Annotated in this window: 14 protein-coding genes; 3 read left to right on the forward strand and 11 right to left on the reverse strand. The window is 75.4% G+C overall.

The window, feature by feature from the left end; genetic code table 11:
- The first annotated feature begins 1 nt into the window (after position 1).
- On the forward strand, positions 2-919 hold the full coding sequence (locus tag QMQ26_RS18815) for an ABC transporter ATP-binding protein (RefSeq protein WP_282202063.1): 918 nt from the start codon (positions 2-4) through the stop codon (positions 917-919).
- An 11-nt stretch (positions 920-930) separates the two neighbouring features.
- On the forward strand, positions 931-1647 hold the full coding sequence (locus tag QMQ26_RS18820) for an ABC transporter permease (RefSeq protein ID WP_100837127.1): 717 nt from the start codon (positions 931-933) through the stop codon (positions 1645-1647).
- Positions 1648-1733: 86 nt separating this feature from the next.
- Here the strand turns inward: QMQ26_RS18820 and QMQ26_RS18825 are convergent, their stop codons facing one another.
- Together QMQ26_RS18825 and QMQ26_RS18830 are read right to left on the reverse strand one after the other, a co-directional pair.
- The gene (locus QMQ26_RS18825; protein WP_282202064.1) at positions 1734-2990 is read right to left on the reverse strand and encodes a CynX/NimT family MFS transporter; all 1257 of its coding nucleotides are present in this window, start codon (positions 2988-2990) and stop codon (positions 1734-1736) included.
- A gap of 77 nt (positions 2991-3067) precedes the next feature.
- Entirely contained in the window at positions 3068-3787 is a 720-nt protein-coding gene (locus QMQ26_RS18830; protein WP_282202065.1) for a FadR/GntR family transcriptional regulator, read from the reverse strand.
- 340 nt (positions 3788-4127) lie between these two features.
- On the opposite strand from QMQ26_RS18830, the gene QMQ26_RS18835 reads away from it, so the two are divergent.
- Positions 4128-5936: an LCP family protein gene (locus QMQ26_RS18835; protein WP_282202066.1), complete on the forward strand. Its 1809-nt coding sequence runs from the start codon at positions 4128-4130 to the stop codon at positions 5934-5936.
- A gap of 100 nt (positions 5937-6036) precedes the next feature.
- Here the strand turns inward: QMQ26_RS18835 and QMQ26_RS18840 are convergent, their stop codons facing one another.
- The 9 genes from QMQ26_RS18840 to QMQ26_RS18880 form a co-directional block, all read right to left on the reverse strand.
- On the reverse strand, positions 6037-6852 hold the full coding sequence (locus tag QMQ26_RS18840) for an HAD family hydrolase (RefSeq protein ID WP_100837123.1): 816 nt from the start codon (positions 6850-6852) through the stop codon (positions 6037-6039).
- Positions 6853-6880: 28 nt separating this feature from the next.
- Positions 6881-8158, reverse strand: coding sequence for a serine--tRNA ligase (gene serS, locus QMQ26_RS18845; protein WP_282202067.1), 1278 nt, complete (start codon positions 8156-8158; stop codon positions 6881-6883).
- Between the two features lie 698 nt (positions 8159-8856).
- Positions 8857-9792, reverse strand: a complete 936-nt coding sequence (gene pheA / locus QMQ26_RS18850; protein ID WP_100837121.1) for a prephenate dehydratase — start codon at positions 9790-9792, stop codon at positions 8857-8859.
- 150 nt (positions 9793-9942) lie between these two features.
- Complete coding sequence (gene efeB, locus QMQ26_RS18855) at positions 9943-11238, reverse strand: iron uptake transporter deferrochelatase/peroxidase subunit (RefSeq protein ID WP_404813918.1); 1296 nt, start codon at positions 11236-11238, stop codon at positions 9943-9945.
- Entirely contained in the window at positions 11235-13280 is a 2046-nt protein-coding gene (locus QMQ26_RS18860; RefSeq protein ID WP_282202068.1) for a copper resistance CopC/CopD family protein, read from the reverse strand. Before QMQ26_RS18860 ends, efeB begins: the two co-directional genes overlap by 4 nt.
- Before the next feature lie 6 nt (positions 13281-13286).
- Entirely contained in the window at positions 13287-13760 is a 474-nt protein-coding gene (locus QMQ26_RS18865) for a copper chaperone PCu(A)C (protein ID WP_100837118.1), read from the reverse strand.
- Positions 13757-14437: an SCO family protein gene (locus tag QMQ26_RS18870; protein WP_282202069.1), complete on the reverse strand. Its 681-nt coding sequence runs from the start codon at positions 14435-14437 to the stop codon at positions 13757-13759. The genes QMQ26_RS18865 and QMQ26_RS18870 overlap by 4 nt, the downstream gene beginning before the upstream one ends.
- Positions 14438-14559: 122 nt before the next feature.
- Positions 14560-15288, reverse strand: a complete 729-nt coding sequence (locus QMQ26_RS18875; protein ID WP_282202070.1) for a YcnI family copper-binding membrane protein — start codon at positions 15286-15288, stop codon at positions 14560-14562.
- A gap of 140 nt (positions 15289-15428) precedes the next feature.
- Positions 15429-16256, reverse strand: coding sequence for a hypothetical protein (locus tag QMQ26_RS18880; protein WP_282202071.1), 828 nt, complete (start codon positions 16254-16256; stop codon positions 15429-15431).
- Positions 16257-16301 lie beyond the last annotated feature (45 nt).

Genomic DNA, 16301 nt, shown 5'->3' on the forward strand with positions numbered 1-16301 from the left:
CATGGCCGTCATCACCATCGACAAGGTCTCCCGCTGGTTCGGCAACGTGGTCGCCGTCAACGACGTCACCATGACCATCGGCCCCGGCATCACCGGCCTGCTGGGCCCCAACGGCGCCGGGAAGTCCACCCTCATCCACATGATGAGCGGCTTCCTCGCCCCCTCCTCCGGCACCGTCGCCCTCGACGGCACCCCGATCTGGCGCAACCAGGAGGTCTACCGGGAGATCGGCCTGGTCCCCGAGAAGGAGTCGATGTACGACTACCTGACCGGCTGGGAGTTCGTCCTCGCCAACGCCGAACTGCACGGCCTGGCCGACCCGGGCGCCGCCGCCGAACACGCCCTCGCCCTGGTCGAGATGGAGTACGCCCAGGACCGGCACACCGGCACCTACTCCAAGGGCATGAAGCAGCGGGTCAAGATGGCCTCCGCGCTGGTCCACGACCCCTCGGTGCTGCTGCTGGACGAACCGTTCAACGGCATGGACCCGCGCCAGCGCCTGCACCTGATGGAGCTGCTGCGCCGGTTCGGCGCCGACGGGCGCACCGTGCTGTTCTCCTCGCACATCCTGGAGGAGGTCGAGCAGCTCGCCCGCCACATCGAGGTGGTGGTGGCCGGGCGGCACGCCGCGTCCGGCGACTTCCGGGAGATCCGCCGCCTGATGACCGACCGCCCGCACCGCTACCTGGTGCGCTCCAGCGACGACCGGCGGCTCGCCTCGGCGCTGATCGCGGACGGCTCCACCGCGGGCATCGAACTCGACGCCGCCGAGAAGGCCCTGCGCATCCAGGCGATCGACTTCCAGGGCTTCACCACCCTGCTGCCCAAGGTCGCCCGCGAGGCCGGCATCCGCCTGTACACCGTCTCCCCGGCCGACGAGTCGCTGGAAAGCGTTTTCTCGTACCTGGTCTCGTCCTGAAGGGCCCACCGATGAACACCACCGTCGCCCGGCTCACCGCGCGCGGCCTGTTCGGCCGCCGCCGGGTCCTGGTCCTGCTGGCCGTCCCGGTCCTGCTGCTGGTCCTGGCCGTGATCGCCGGCAACAGCACCCTGGACGAGCTGGACCTCGCGCACAGCGTCCTGGGCAGCCTCGCCCTGGGCACCCTGGTCCCGATCACCGGCCTGATCGTCGGCACCGGCGTGATCGCCACCGAGATCGAGGACGGCTCGATCGTCTACCTGCTCGCCAAGCCGCTGCCCCGCTGGAAGATCGTCACCACCAAGCTGGCCGTCGCCGTCGCCAGCACCTGGCTGCTCTCCGCCGTCCCCACCTACGTCGCCGGCCTGATCCTGTACGGCCCCGGGGACGACGTGGCGCTCGGCTACGGGGTGGGCGCGCTCGCCGCGGGCGCCGCCTACAGCGCGCTGTTCCTGCTGCTGGGCGTGCTCACCCGGCACGCGGTGATCGCCGGCCTCGCCTACGCGCTGATCTGGGAGTCCCTGATCGGCAACTACGTCGAGGGCGCCCGCACCCTCTCGGTCCAGCAGTGGGGCCTGGCCCTGACCGAGGCGGTCGCCGCCGACGGCACCGTCACCGCCCCGGTCGGCCTGACCACCGCTGTCTGGCTGCTGGTCGTCGTCGCGGCGGGTGCCACCGCCCTCGCCTCGGTCAAACTGGCCGGACTCACCCTCGGCAGCGAGGAGTAGGCCCGGCGGCACCGGGCCGCGGGCCCCGGACACGCGGACGGGCGGGAAGGTCGACGACCTTCCCGCCCGTCCGCGTGTCCGCCCCGTCACACCGTCCGGTTGCGGCCCGCGCCCCAGCCCGCCACCGCCGCGACCGCGGCCAGCACCAGCATCACCAGCAGCGTCGCGTCCCAGCCGCCGGTCAGCTGGTGCAGCGCGCCCGCACCCACCGGGCCGGCCGCCGCCACCAGGTAGCCCACCGCCTGGCTCATCCCGCCCAGCCGGGCCGCGCCCGGCACGCTGTCGGTGCGCAGCACGATGAACGCCAGGCCCAGGCCCAGCGAGCCGCCCTGCGCCAGGCCCAGCACCGTCGCCGAGAACCAGGCCCCGGACACCGGCGCCAGCAGCAGCCACAGCACGCCCGCGCCGTTCAGCCCGGCCATCACCAGCGCCAGCCCGCGCTGCCGGGTCATCCGGCCCGCCGCCAGCGGCACCAGGAACGCGCCGACCACCTGCACCAGGTTGCTGAACGCGAACACCAGGCCCGCCTCGCCGCGCGGCATCCCGTGGTCGGCCAGGATGGTCGGCATCCACGCCACCAGGGTGTACACCAGCAGCGAGGAGATGCCCATGAACACGCTGATCTGCCAGGCCAGTCCGGACCGCCACGGGCTGGTGCCGGACTCCTCCGACCGCGCCGCCGGGGCGACGGGGGCGACCCGCAGGGGCACCGTCCGCTCCTGACGGGCCTTCAGCACCTGCGGCAGCCAGGCCACCGCGGCGACCAGCGCCAGCACCGACCAGGCCCCCAGCGACGCCTGCCAGCCGCCGCCCAGCGCGTGCTCCAGCGGCACCGACAGCCCGGCGGCCATGGTCGCGCCGACCAGCATGGTGGTCGAGTAGACGCCGGTCATCGCCGCGGCCCGCTGCGGGAACTCCCGCTTCACCAGGCCCGGCATCGACACGTTCAGCACCGCGATCGCCACGCCGATCACCATGCAGCCCGCGTACAGCGCCGCCACCGAGGGCAGCACCCGCAGCAGCACGCCCGCGCCCAGCGCCAGCACCGCGCCCAGCACCACCCGCTCGGTGCCGAACCGCCGGGTCAGCCGGGGCGTGAGCGGCGCGCCCACGCCCTGGAACAGCACCGGCACGGTGGTGATCAGGCCGCTCGCGGTGGCGGACAGGCCGAAGGCGCGCTGGATCTCCGCGACCATCGGCGACACCGCGGCCAGGCAGGCCCGCATGTTCAGGGCCACCAGCACGATCCCGGCCAGCAGCAGGGCGGGGTGGGCGTACGCGGCGGCGCTTCGGCCGCCGGCCTTCTGGTCGAGGACGGGCGGCACGGTACGGGTGACCGACATGGCGGGGCTGACTCTCTGTGCGGGGGGAACGGGGAACGGGGAAGGGACGGAACCGGGTCGACCGGTCCGACCGGGCGTCACTTCCGGGCGGCGATCTCGGCGAGCAGCTGCTCCACCGCCGCCGTCGGCTCCGCCAGCAGCGCCCGGCAGGCCGCCTCGGCCCGCTCCGGGTCCCGGCTCTCGATCGCGTCGACCAGCGCCGCGTGGGTGGCGATCGCCACCTCCGGCATCTCGTGGTCGCCGAACGCGGTGCGCATCGACTCCCGCACCGAGGCCCCGAAGTACCGGTAGACCTCGGTCAGCGCCGGATTGTGCGCCGCCTCCACCACGGCGGTGTGGAACTCCAGGTCGTGCTCGACGGTGGCCTCCCGGCCGGCCCGCTCCGGGTGCGCCGCCATCACGGCGGCCTCCCGCTCCAGCGCCGCCCGCATCCGGGCCAGGTCCTCCGCGGTGTGCCGCTCGGCGGCCAGCCGCGCCGCCTCGGTCTCCAGCGCGGCCCGCACCTCCAGCACGTCCCGCACCCCCGACCGCTGCACCCCGCGCAGCACCGACGCCGGGTCGCTCGTCGACCGGACGAACGTCCCCTCCCCCTGCCGCGACACCAGCATCCCCGCGTGCACCAGCACCCGGATCGCCTCCCGCACGGTGTTGCGCCCCACCTGGAGCCGCTCCGCCAGCTCGTGCTCGGTCGGAATCCGCGCCCCCACCGGCCACACCCCGGACGCCAGTTGCTCCCGCAGCTGCTCGATCGCGGCGTCCACCAACGACCGCCGCCCCGCCGCCTGCAACCCCTCCACGCCCGGGCTCCTCTCCGTACGCACCGACCGACCGACGCCGGTCATCCTACAACCCCTTGCCCGGTCATCCTACAACTGGCCGGTCCCGCGCCTCCCGGCCCCGCGCGCCCACCGCCGGGGCGGGTGGGTCGTGCGCGGCGTTGTGCGTCTCACACCCGGGGCGGGAACCGGCGGTCCGCGTACTGGCGTTCCATTGCTCGGAGTGGTGCCCCGGGCGGTGACTCGGAAATGATCCCTTTGTATGCTCCGCTCTCCGGCTTCATCCGTCCGCCGCGCCGATCCGGGCGGACGGCGCGGTGGCAGAGGCGCCCGACGGCAGCCTCCGGTGAAGGGTGCAGGTATGACAGGCCACAGGGCGGGGTCGTCGGGCGAGGACCCCGGCTGGTGGGAGAACCTCCCGCCGCAGGGGGACACCTACCGGCAGGACGCCCCCCGGCGCGACGACGCACCCGCGCCGACCGTTCCGCGCCGCCGTTCCCCCGACCACGACAGCGCCGCCCCCGCCCGGGGCCGCGCCGAGGCCCGCCGGGCCGCCCAGGGCCGCGCCGGAGCCGCTGGCGGCACCGGCGGCGGTGGCAGTGGCGGCGGTGCCGGTGGTGGCGGCGGCGGACGGGCGGAGGCCCGCCGGGCCGCGCAGGGCGGCGGTGGCGGCCGGGCCGCCGCCCAGGGCCGCCGCAAACCGCCCCGCCGGACCAAGCGGATCGTCGTCTGGAGCCTGGTCGGCACCAGCCTCGCCGTGGTCGGCACCGGAGGCTTCCTCTACTGGCGGCTGAACGCCAACCTCTCCTCCTGGGACAGTGCCGGCGTCAGCGAGAGCCGCCCGCCGGAGGCGCAGGCCGACGCCAACGGCAACAAGCCGATGAACATCCTGCTGATCGGCTCCGACTCGCGCGACGGCGCGAACAAGGACCTCGGCGGCGGCGACGAGGGCGGCGCCCGCTCCGACACCACGATCCTGCTGCACGTCTACGCCGACCACAAGCACGCCGTCGGCGTCTCGTTCCCCCGCGACGCCCTGGTCGACATCCCCAAGTGCATGCTGGCGAACAAGAGTTGGACCAAGCCCCAGACCGACGCCATGTTCAACAGCGCCTTCTCGGTGGGCAACTTCAAGGACGGCAACCCGGCCTGCACCCAGAACACCGTCGAGCAGCTCACCAACCTCCGGGTCGACCACACCATCGTGGTCAACTTCGAGGGCTTCGCCGCGATGACCAAGGCGGTCGGCGGCGTCGAGGTCTGCCTGCCCAACGACATCTACGAGCGGGACATCAACCCCAACCTGCCCCGCAAGGGCAACCTGGTCTACCCGAAGGGCGTCCAGAAGGTCGAGGGCCAGGCCGCGCTGGACTACGTCCGGCTGCGCCACGGCATCGGCGACGGCTCCGACGTCGGCCGGATGCAGCGCCAGCAGGCGTTCCTCTCCTCGCTGATCAAGCAGGTCAAGGCGAACGGGATGAGCCCGACCAGCCTGTTCCCGCTGGCCGACGCCGCCACCAAGTCGCTGACGGTGGACGAGGACCTGGGCAGCGTGCAGAAGCTGACCGACCTGGCGATGACGCTCAAGAACATCGACCTGCACGACATCAAGTTCCTCACCACCCCCTGGCACTACCAGGGCGAGCGGATCGGCCTCAACCACCCCGAGGTCGACCAGCTCTGGGCCGCGCTCAAGGCCGACCGCACCCTGGACGGGAAGGACGCCAGCGCGGGCACCGCCGCCCCGAGCCCCGACCCGGCCACGCCGCCCGCCACCTCGGCCCCGCCCGCGGACGGCACCGGCGTGAAGGTCGCCGTCTACAACGGCACCACCACCGGCGGCCTCGGCACCAAGGCCGCCGCGACCCTCAAGGCCGCCAACTACACCATCACCGCGACCGGCAACGCGGCCAGCCAGAACCACGCCACCACGGTGGTGCAGTACGGCTCCGCCGGGCAGAAGGCGCACGCCGAGGCGGTGGCCGCGCTGTTCCCCGGCTCGACCGTCGAGGCGGGCGGCGGCGCGGGCGTCACGCTGATCCTCGGCAAGGACTACGCGGGCACGGCCCCGGCCGCCGGCGCCACCGACCCGGGCCCGGTCGCCTCCCAGGTCGCCGAGAACGCCCGCTCGGCGGACGACGACGCCTGCTCCAACGTCAGCTACGGCTGACCGGACGGCAGGTGACGGCAGGTCACGGCAGGGCAGTACGGACGGCGGAGGGGCCGGGCGGACGCCCGGCCCCTCCGCCGTCCCCGCGGGGCGGTGCGGCTCAGCGCAGCCCGAACACCCGCTCCAGCACCACGGCCACGCCGTCCTCGTCGTTGTCGACCGTCACCTCGTCGGCCACCGCGCGCAGCCGCTCGTGCGCGTTGCCCATCGCCACGCCGTACCCGGCCCAGTGGAACATCGGGACGTCGTTGGGCATGTCGCCGAAGGCGATCGTCTCGGCGGCGGTGACGCCCAGTCGGCGGGCGGCCAGCGAGAGGCCGGTGGCCTTGGTCAGGCCGAGCGGGAGGAGTTCGACGATGCCCGCGCCGGCCATCGTGATGCCGACCAGCTGGCCGGCCACCGACCAGGCGGCCTCGGCGAGCTGGTCGTCGGTCAGCTCGGGGTGCTGGATGTAGAGCTTGCTGACGGGGGTGGCCAGCAGCTGGTCGGGGGCGACCGGGCGCAGCGGCAGCTCGGCGCCGATCCGCAGCTTGTAGCCGGGCCCGGCGAGCACCTCGCCGTCCAGGCCGTCCTGGTTGGCGGCGACGGCGAGCGGGCCGACCTCGGCCTCGATCTTGGCGAGGGCGACCGCGGCCAGCCGCCGGTCCAGGGTGACGGAGGTGATCAGCTTGTGCGCGCCCGCGTCGTAGACCTGGGCGCCCTGCCCGCACACCGCTATCCCGTCGTACCCGATCTCGTCGAGCACCGGCCTGGTCCAGCCGGCCGAGCGCCCGGTGACGATGATGTGCTTCGCCCCGAGCGCGGTGACCGCGCCCAGGGCCGCGCGGGTGCGGGCGGAGACGTTCTCGGCGCTGGTGAGCAGCGTCCCGTCGAGGTCGGTGGCGACCAGCCGGTAGGGCAGGGGTGCGGTGCTCATGGCGCGGGGTGCTCCTGGGAGAGGGGCGTTACTTGGTGACGGGCTCCAGCACGGCCTTCCCGCCGAGGAAGGGCCGCAGCGCCTCGGGGAGGACCACCGAGCCGTCCGCCCGCTGGTGGTTCTCCAGCAGCGCGACGATCACCCGGGGGACGGCGACCAGGGTGCCGTTGAGGGTGGCGAGCGGGCGGACGCCGTCGGCGTCGCGCATCCGGATGGAGAGCCGGCGGGCCTGGTACTCGGTGGTGTTGGAGGTGGAGGTGACCTCGCGGTACTTGCCCTGGGTCGGCACCCACGCCTCGATGTCGAACTTGCGGGCGGCGGAGGCGCCGAGGTCGCCGGAGGCGACGTCGATCACCCGGTAGGGCAGTTCCAGCGCGTTCAGGAAGTCCTTCTCCCACTGGAGCAGGCGGCGGTGCTCGGCCTCGGCGTCCTCGGGGGCGGTGAAGACGAACATCTCCACCTTCTCGAACTGGTGGACCCGGATGATGCCGCGGGTGTCCTTGCCGTAGGTGCCGGCCTCGCGGCGGAAGCAGGAGGAGAAGCCGGCGTAGCGCAGCGGGAGCCGCTCGGCGTCCAGGATCTCGTCCATGTGGTACGCGGCGAGCGGGACCTCGCTGGTGCCGACCAGGTAGCGGTCGTCGTCGGCGAGGTAGTACACGTTCTCGGCGGCCTGGCCGAGGAAGCCGGTGCCGTCCATCGCGGCGGGGCGCACCAGCGCCGGGGTGATCATCGGGGTGAAGCCGACCGCGGTGGCCCGCGCCATCGCCATGTTGACCAGGGCCAGCTCCAGCAGCGCGCCGGGGCCGGTCAGGTAGTAGGAGCGGGCGCCGGCCACCTTGGCGCCGCGCTCGGTGTCGATCGCGCCGAGCAGCTGGCCGAGCTCGACGTGGTCGCGGGGCTCGAAGCCCTCGGCGGCGAAGTCGCGCGGGGTGCCGATCTCCTCCAGCGTGACGAAGTCCTCCTCGCCGCCGACCGGGGCGGCCGGGTCGATCAGGTTGGCCAGCGCGCGCTGCAGCCGCTCGGCCTCCTCCCGGGCCTCGCCCTGCGCGGCGTCGGCGGCCTTCACCTCGGCGGCCAGCTCCTTGGTGCGGGCCAGCAGGGCGGCCTTCTCCTCGCCCTTGGCGGCGGCCACCAGCTTGCCCAGCTGCTTCTGCTCGGCGCGCAGTTCGTCGAAGCGGGTGCCGGACGCGCGGCGGCGTTCGTCGGCGGAGAGCAGGGCGTCGACCAGGTCGACGTCCTCACCACGGGAGCGCTGCGAGGTGCGCACTCGCTCGGGGTCGTCACGGAGCAGGCGAAGGTCGATCACGGGCTCCAGCCTACCGGTGGGCGGGGGGCGCTCCGGGACGCCGCCCGGCTCGGCCGGGGGCGGGTTCCGGCCGGTGCGCGGTGTGCGGTGGTCCGTGGCGTTCTGTCGGGGAATGCGGCATCCTGCCCCGGGCCGCCGGGGGAGGGGTGCGGAGCGGCCCCGTCCGGCCTGGGGATAACCCGGCCCCGCCTGTGGATAACCCCGGTGGACAACTCCGCCGGGGGCGGGTTATCCACAGGTTCCGGGCCGGGCCTGTGGACAGCGGGAAACCGAAGGTCCGCAGGCGTCCGAACCGGGAATTCCAGGTTTCAAACCTCGATTCGACTTCCCGAGTGAGGGAATTCGCTCGCTCGCCCAGGTGATTTGTCGGCGCGAGGGCGACTCTGGTCCGATAAGTCCACTCCGCACCCCTAGCAGATGATCTGACCGGTGCTGGGGGTTTCTTTACCGGTTTGTCGACTCGCCCCGGGCCCTGTGGATAACTGCCCGTCAGCTGGGGACAACCGCCCCTGTGGACGCCGACCGCCGCCCTGTGGATGAACCGCCCCGCCCGCCCCCGCCCGCGCGGCGCCCGGCCGCACCGCCGGTGAACGGCGCTCGGCCGGGCAGGTGACGTGCGGGCAGGTCGGAAATGAACGGAACGGGACGGCGCACTGTCCCGTCCGGCCGGAATCGCACCCCCGCGCCGGGGGGCGCGCTCAGAGCTCCCCGCGCCCGTCCAGGCAGCGCGACAGCCAGTCCGCGGCGTTCGCGAAATCCAGGTCCGAGGTGCCGGCCCGCAGCGGCGCGGAGGTGCCCTGGTCGGCCCGCGGGTAGGAGCCGAGGAAACGCACCTGCGGGCAGATCCGCTTCAGGCCCATCAGCGCCTCGCTGACCCGCCGCTCGCTGAGGTGCCCCTCGCAGTCGATCAGGAAGCAGTAGTTGCCCATGCCCTCGCCGGTCGGCCGGGACTCGATCCGCATCAGGTTGATCCCGCGCACCGCGAACTCCTGGAGCAGCTCCAGCAGCGCGCCCGGGTGGTCCTCCGGCAGCCACACCACCATCGAGGTCTTGTCCCAGCCGGTCGCCGAGGACACCCGCCCCGGACGGCCCGCCAGCACGAACCGGGTGGTCGGCGCCGCCGCGTCGTGGATCTCGTCGGACAGCACCTCCAGCCCGTACAGCTCGGCGGCGAACGCCCCCGCCACCGCCGCGTCGTAGCGGCCGTCCTGGACCAGCCGGGCCGCCTCCGCGTTGGACGCCGCCGACTCCCACTGCGCGTCCGGCAGGTGCGCGGCCAGCCAGTGCCGCACCTGCGGCTGGGCCACCGGGTGGCCGCTGACCGTCTTCACGTCCGACAGCGCCGTGCCCGGCCGCACCAGCACCGCGAACGAGATCGGCAGCAGCACCTCGCGGTAGATCATCAGCGGGCTGCCGTTGATCAGCTCGTCGCTGGTGGTGGTGACCGCGCCGTCCACCGAGTTCTCGATCGCCACCATCGCGCCCGCGGCCTCGCCCGCCCGCACCGCGTCCAGCGCCGCCGACACCGACGCCATCGGCGTCAGCTCCCGAGTCCCGGCCTCCGGCAGGGTGCGCAGGGCGGCCTCGGTGAACGTGCCCGCGGGCCCGAGGTAGGTGTAACGGGTCGCCGACATGACCGCCTCCGAACGAGCAGCGAGTGTTGCGCGGCCCGAAGGCCGATCCGCCTTCACCCTAGCCACTTCCGCCGCCCCGCCCGGCCCCGTTCCGCACTCCGGGCAGCCGGCCCGGCTCGCCCCGGGCGGCGGCCCGCGCCCCCGGCGGGCTCAGCCCTCCAGCAGCGGCTGCCCCACGTACCCGCCCTCGGGCGCGCCCGGCGGCACCGCGAACAGCGCGGACGCCTCGTGCCGCAGGTAGCGGGAGAGGCCGTCGCCGCGCGCCAGCCGCTGCTGCACCGGCACGAAGCCGCGCGCCGGATCGGCCTGGTACGCGGCGAACAGCAGCCCGGCGTCGGGGGAGCCGTCCGGCAGCAGGCCGTCGTGGAAGGAGAAGCCGCGGCGCAGCATCGCCGCCCCGCCGTTGGAGGCCGCCGCGGCGACCCGGACGTGCGCGTCGGGGGCGATCGCCAGGGTGCCGTCCGGGTGGGTGGCGGCCAGGTCGACGGGGGTGCGCTCGACGGCGTCCGGCCCGCCGGACAGCGGGGCGCCGTCGCTCTTGCGGCGGCCGACGATCCGCTCCTGGCGCTCCAGCGGCAGGGTGTCCCAGCCCTCCAGCAGCATCCTGATCCGGCGCAGCACGGCGTAGCTGCCGCCGGCCATCCAGTCCGGGCCGGTGGCGAACACGGTGGCGGCGAAGCCCTCGTCCTGCGGGCGCGGGTTGTTGGTGCCGTCGACCTGGCCCATCAGGTTGCGGCCGGTCATCGGGTGCGGGGTCGCGCCGGGCGTCCGAGCGAAGCCGGACATCAGCCAGCGCGGCGCGGCCAGCCCGGTGGCCAGCCGCACCAGCACCCGCAGCGCGTGCACCGCGACCAGGGCGTCGTCGGCACCGACCTGCACCCACAGGTCGCCGTCGGAGCGGGCCGGGTCCAGCGCGTCGCCGGGGAAGGCGGGCAGCGCGGTCAGCGCCTCGGGGCGGCGGTCGGCCAGCCCGGCCTTGTCGAACAGGGTGGCGCCGAAGCCGAAGGTGACGGTCAGCGAGCCGGGCCCGGCGTCCAGCGCGATCTGGTTCTCGCCCTCCGCGGCGGGCTCGCCCGCGGCCATCCGGGCCGCCGCCGCCGACCAGCCGCGCAGCAGCGCGGCCAGCCCGTCCCGGCGGGTGCTGGACAGCAGGTCGAACGCCGCCCACTCGACCCGGGCCTGGGCCGGTTCGACGATCCCGCCCTGCCGCGCCCCGTGGAACGGCACCCGGGCCCCGCCCGGCGCGGCCCCGGCGCCCGCCGCCGGGGCCTGCGCCGAGGCCCGGCCGCCCCACGCCCCGCCGGCCGCGCCCACCGCGAGCCCGGCCCCGGCCCCGCCGAGCACCGCCCGCCGGGACGGCCCCCGCACCGCCCCCGGCGCGGCGGCCCGCTCCGGCGCGGCGGCGGGCGGCCGCTCGGCGGTGCCCGGCCGCTCGGCGGTGCTCACTGGCCGACCTTCAGCTGCTGGGTGGCCGTCACCTGGTCGATGTCGGAGGAGCGGACGGTCACCGACACCACCCACACCCCGCCCAGCGGGAGCTGCGCGGTGCCGCTCCAGCTGCCGGCGCCCTGCGGCTGCAGGGTGACGGGGAGCGGGCCGAGGTCGCGGTCGGGGAGGGTGAACGCCAGCTCGAGCTCCGGGACTTCGGCTGGCTGCCCGGTGGAGTCGGTGAGCTTGAGGGTGACCGCGTTCGGGCCGGTGCCGACCGGGTCGACGGTGACGGTCGCGGTGCCCTTGGCGTTGGGCGTGCGGCCGCCGGTGTCGTACGGGAGCTTCAGCTCCGCGGTCCGCCCGGGCGCCGCCGGGGCCCCGGCGGAGGGGGCGGTCGCGGGCGCGTCGGCGGCGGCCTGGGCGACGCGTCCGGGCGGGGAGTTGGTGAGCAGGGTGGTGACCACCAGGACCAGCACGGCCACCGAGGTCTCCACCACCACGCTGCGCCGTAGTCCGGCCCGGGCCGGGGAGCCCCCGCCGGCCCGCTCGCCCCGGGCGCGCACCCGCAGCGCCCGCTGCCGGGCGAGCTGGGCGGCCCGCTCCGGGTCGCCGCCGCCGACCGCGGCCCTCACCGGCTCGGCGTCCACCGGCTCGGCGTCCACCGCGTCCGGGTCGGCGGCCCCGCCGACCGCCGCGACGGACGGCGTCTCGTCGGCGGTGCGCAGCCGGGCCGTCCAGGCGCGGGAGATCCAGGCCACGCCGAGCATCGCGGCCACGCAGCCGACCTTGACCAGCAGCAGCCGCCCGTACGAGGTGTCGACCAGCGCGCTCCACGAGCCGAGGCCGCGCCAGGACTGGTAGACGCCGGTGGCCACGAGCACCGCGACCAGCCAGAACGCCAGCCTGGAGAAGCGCTCGACGGCGGCGGCGGGCAGGCCGTGGCGCAGGCCGACGGCCAGCACGGCCAGGCCGCCGAGCCAGCCGGCCATCGCCAGCAGGTGCAGGGCGGCCAGCGGCAGCGCGAGGGCGACCTGGATGCCGACCGAGGAGTGGTCGGCGCCGACCCAGGTCGCGGACAGCGCCAGGGCGAGGGCGAGCCCGGCCAGGCCGAGGCCGAGCCGGGTGTCGCGCTGCGGGCGCTCGGCGGCGGCCCGCTCCAGCCGGCGCAGCTCCGCCTCCTCCTCGTCCTCGGGGTCCTCGGGTGCCTCGGGCTCCGGGGCGGTGGCGGGCTTCGGCTGCTGCACCCCCAACTGGCCGACCAGCAGCGACAGGAAGACGCCCGCGGCGGCCAGCAGCAGCAGCCGGGCGGCGAGCGCGGTGCCGATCCGCTCGTCCAGGGTGGCGCGCACCAGCGACAGGTCGAAGGACTGCCCGAGGCCGGTGCCGCGCTCGTACGGGCCGCGCAGCATCAGCACGGCGACGGTGGACAGCAGCAGCCCGATCCAGCCGGTCATCAGCAGCCGCTGCACGCCGCGCACGGCCGCGCCGCCGGGCCAGACCGCGATCACGAACGCGGCGGCGCCGGCCAGCAGCGCGAACCCGAGGTAGGCGACGGTGCGGGCGGTGCCGTAGGCGAAGGCGACCGCGCCGTCGGCCTCGGCGCCCTGCACGGCGGCGGCGTTGACCGAGGTGTCGGAGGGGGCGCCGATGGAGAAGGTGAAGGCGCCGCCGACCGGGTGGGAGTCCTCCGAGACGGCCCGCCAGGCCACCGTGTAGGTGCCGTCGGCCAGGCCGGGGCGCAGCCCCACCCGGGCGGTCGACTCCTTGCCGTCGACGTGCTCGGGCTTCCCGTCGTCGACCGCCTCGCCCCGCGGGTCGAGCACCCGCACCGAGTCCGCGGCCAGCGAGACGCCCTCGCTGAAGGTCAGCGTCACCGCGGCGGGCGCGGTGGCCACCACCGAGCCCCGCTGCGGGTCGGTGCCCTCCAGGCTGGCGTGCGCGGACGCGGCCGTCGCCCCGCCGAGCACCAGCCCGAGCGCCGCCACCAGCACCGCCAGCAGCGCGCCCAGCCGCCGCCTCGCCCCTGTCACCACGTGCGTGCCCCTTCTCGTCGCCATCGCCGATCAGCTACCCGGACGGTACGTCAGCGGTTTCACCGGGACCTTGACCACGACCCGGCCCGCCTTGGCGAATTCCAGGTCCAGTTCCAGCTCGTCGCCCAGCGCGGGCCGCCTGGCCCAGTCCATGATCATCAGGTGTGCGCCGCCGCGGGCCAGGTCGAGGGTGCCGCCGGCCGGCACGTCCATCGCCGCGACCGGCTCCATCGAGGTGTCGGTCGAGCGGTGGATGGTCACCGACCCGGCGGCCGGGCTGCTCACCCCCACCAGGGTGTCCGCGCCGCCGCTGTTGCGGACCGTCAGGTAGCCCGCGCCCATCCCGTCGGGCGTGGCGGGCAGCGGTATGTACGGGTCCGCGACGGTCAGCCGCGGCGCGCCGCCGGGCCCGTCGGACTGGTGCGCCACCGCGACCGCGCCCACCGCCAGGGCGGCGGCCAGCCCCGCCCCGACCAGCGCGCCGCGCCGGAACGCCCGGCTCACACCGCCACCCCGTTCGCCATCAGCTCCAGGTCGTGCCGGTAGACGTCGATCGAGGTGCCCGCCATGTACAGCAGGTGCGCCTTGTCGTCGCCGGGCAGGAACGCCAGCACCTGCGCGCCGTGGGTGGAGGTCACCGCGCCCTTGGCGTCCACCACCGGGTCCTCGACCAGGATGCCCAGCGGCTTGGCCGCGGCCTTCACCTTCGCCAGGTCGCCGGTCATCCCGACGAAGTCCTTGCCCATCGAGTCCAGCCAGGTCCGCAGCACCTGCGGGGTGTCCCGCTCCGGGTCGGTGGAGACGAACACCACCGCCAGCTTCGCCCGCTGCTCCGGGGTCAGCTTCGACATCGCCACGCCGATGTCGCCCATCGTGGTCGGGCAGACGTCCGGGCAACTGGTGTACCCGAAGAACAGCAGCACCGTCCGGCCCGCGGTCCGCGCCCGCAGGTCGTACGGCTGCCCGGAGGTGTCGTCCAGCACCAAGTCCGGCTTCTCGAAGTTCTTGCTCAGCACCGTGCCCTGGTACTGGCTGGTCGACGCCTTCCTGCTGACCTTGGCCGCCCCGGTGTCCTGCGCGTCTCCTCCGGACGAGGAGCAGGCGGACAGCGCGAGCGAGGCGCCCAGGACGAGGGCGGCGGCGGTCAGGAGCCGGGGGCGGGTGCGGCGGAGGGAGACCAAGGGACTTTCCTGTTCGTGCGGGGAGCGGGTGGTGCGCGGGAGCGGGCGCGCGGCGGCGCCGGGTGCGGCGAGGGGCCGGGATGGGGCCGCCGGACGTGCGGCGGCCCCGCCCCGGCGGGGCGTCAGGACTGCGCGGAACGGCGGCGCAGCCCGGCCGCGCCGAGCGCCGCGCCGACCACGCCGACCACGATGCCGACCACGCCCAGCGTGCGGGCGGTCGAGTCGGAGGACTTCGCGCCGGACGCGGCCTCCTGCTTGCCGGTGGAGTCCGCCGAGTGCTGGTCGGCGGCCATGGCGGTGGCGCCCGCGGCCTTGGTCAGCTTCAGCGCCGGGGCGGGCTTGGACGGTTCGGGCTGCCCGTCCTTGGCCTCCTCGATCCAGCGGACCACGTCGCCGTTGTCGTAGGTCTGGAGCGCCTTGAAGACCAGCGTGTCGGTGTCGGTCGGCAGCGCGCCGAGCGAGACCGCGAAGTCCTGGTACTGCCCGGGCGCGATCTTGGTGCCCTCGTTGGCGGTCCAGGTGATCTTCGAGACGGCCTCGGTGATCTGCTGGCCGTGCGAGTCCAGCGGCTTGTCGAGCTTCGACTTCTCCAGGACGGCGGTCCAGCCCGGGACCGGCTGGGTGCGCACCGAGGCCATCGGGTGGTCCAGCGGCAGGTTGACCTCGACCTTCACGGTGGAGGCGGTGTCGCTCTCGTTCGGCACCCGGAACGCCACGGCGCTGTAGCCGCCCTGCTGGACACTGCCGGGCTGGACGGTGACGTGGGCGAAGGCGGGCACGGCGGACGCCAGCAGGGCGCCGGCCGCCACCACGAGCGCGCCGAGGGAACGACGGGCGGGAAGCGAACGCATCAGGGGACTCCTGAGGAGAGGGGCCGCGCGGCGGTGCGCGCCGGCCCGGTGGGGGAGGTGCGGGAGACTCGGCCGGCCCGCTCAGGGCGCGGGCACGGCGGCAGCGGCGCGCGCCCGAGCCCCGGTTCCCCCGGGCCCGGTCAGCGCGCGAACGCCACCGCGGGCGGTCCCCGGCGCGGCAGGCTGTGCCGCAGCACCGCCGCCACCGGCAGCGGCCAGTCCTCCGGACACCCGGCCCGGCGCGGCGCGGCCGGGCGCTCGGCGCCCAGCAGCAGCGCCGTCAGCAGCGCCACCGCGCGGCGCACCGGCGCCGCCCACTCCCGGGCGGTCAGCGCGGCCGTCCGCACCAGCCGCCACAGCGCGGCCTCGCCGCGCCGCAGCCACCAGCCCGCGACCAGCGCCGCCGCCAGGTGCCCCAGCAGCATGCCGGGGGTCAGCCCCAGCCAGCCGGACGCGTGCGGCGCGGCGGCGGCGACCACCGCCTGCGGGTCCAGGCCCGCGGCGCTCACCACCTGCTCCGGCGTGGTGTCCAGCGGGACGACGGTCAGCCCGTTGCCGGGCGTGTCGTCGCACAGCAGCCGGCCCGCGGCGACCACCAGCGGGTCCGTGGAGCCGTTTCCGGCCATCTGCGCGTGCGCCATCGCCCGGCCGCCGCCCAGCCCGCTCCCGAAGGAGTGGAACAGCAGGTGCAGGCCCAGTTGCCCGGTGCCCAGCCCGGCCGCGATCGCCCCCAGCGGGCGTTCCCGCCCGCCGGCCAGCGCCGCCACCGCGCACACCGCGGCGAACCCCAGCACCAGCGTGTCGGGTGCCACCGCGCCGCCCGCCCGGACGTGCCCGAAGGCCGCCACCAGCGTGCACACCAGCGCGAACGGCACCGCCCGCAGCAGCCGCAGGTCCCAGGCGGCCGTCGGCACCCGTCCAGCGGGCGCGGCGGCGGCCCGGCGGGCGGCGGCGGTGGGGTCGGTCATGGCCGGGCCATCATCTCACCGCCTACACCCGGTACCGGGGCAGGG

This window comes from Kitasatospora fiedleri (assembly GCF_948472415.1).
Lineage (GTDB): Bacteria > Actinomycetota > Actinomycetes > Streptomycetales > Streptomycetaceae > Kitasatospora > Kitasatospora fiedleri.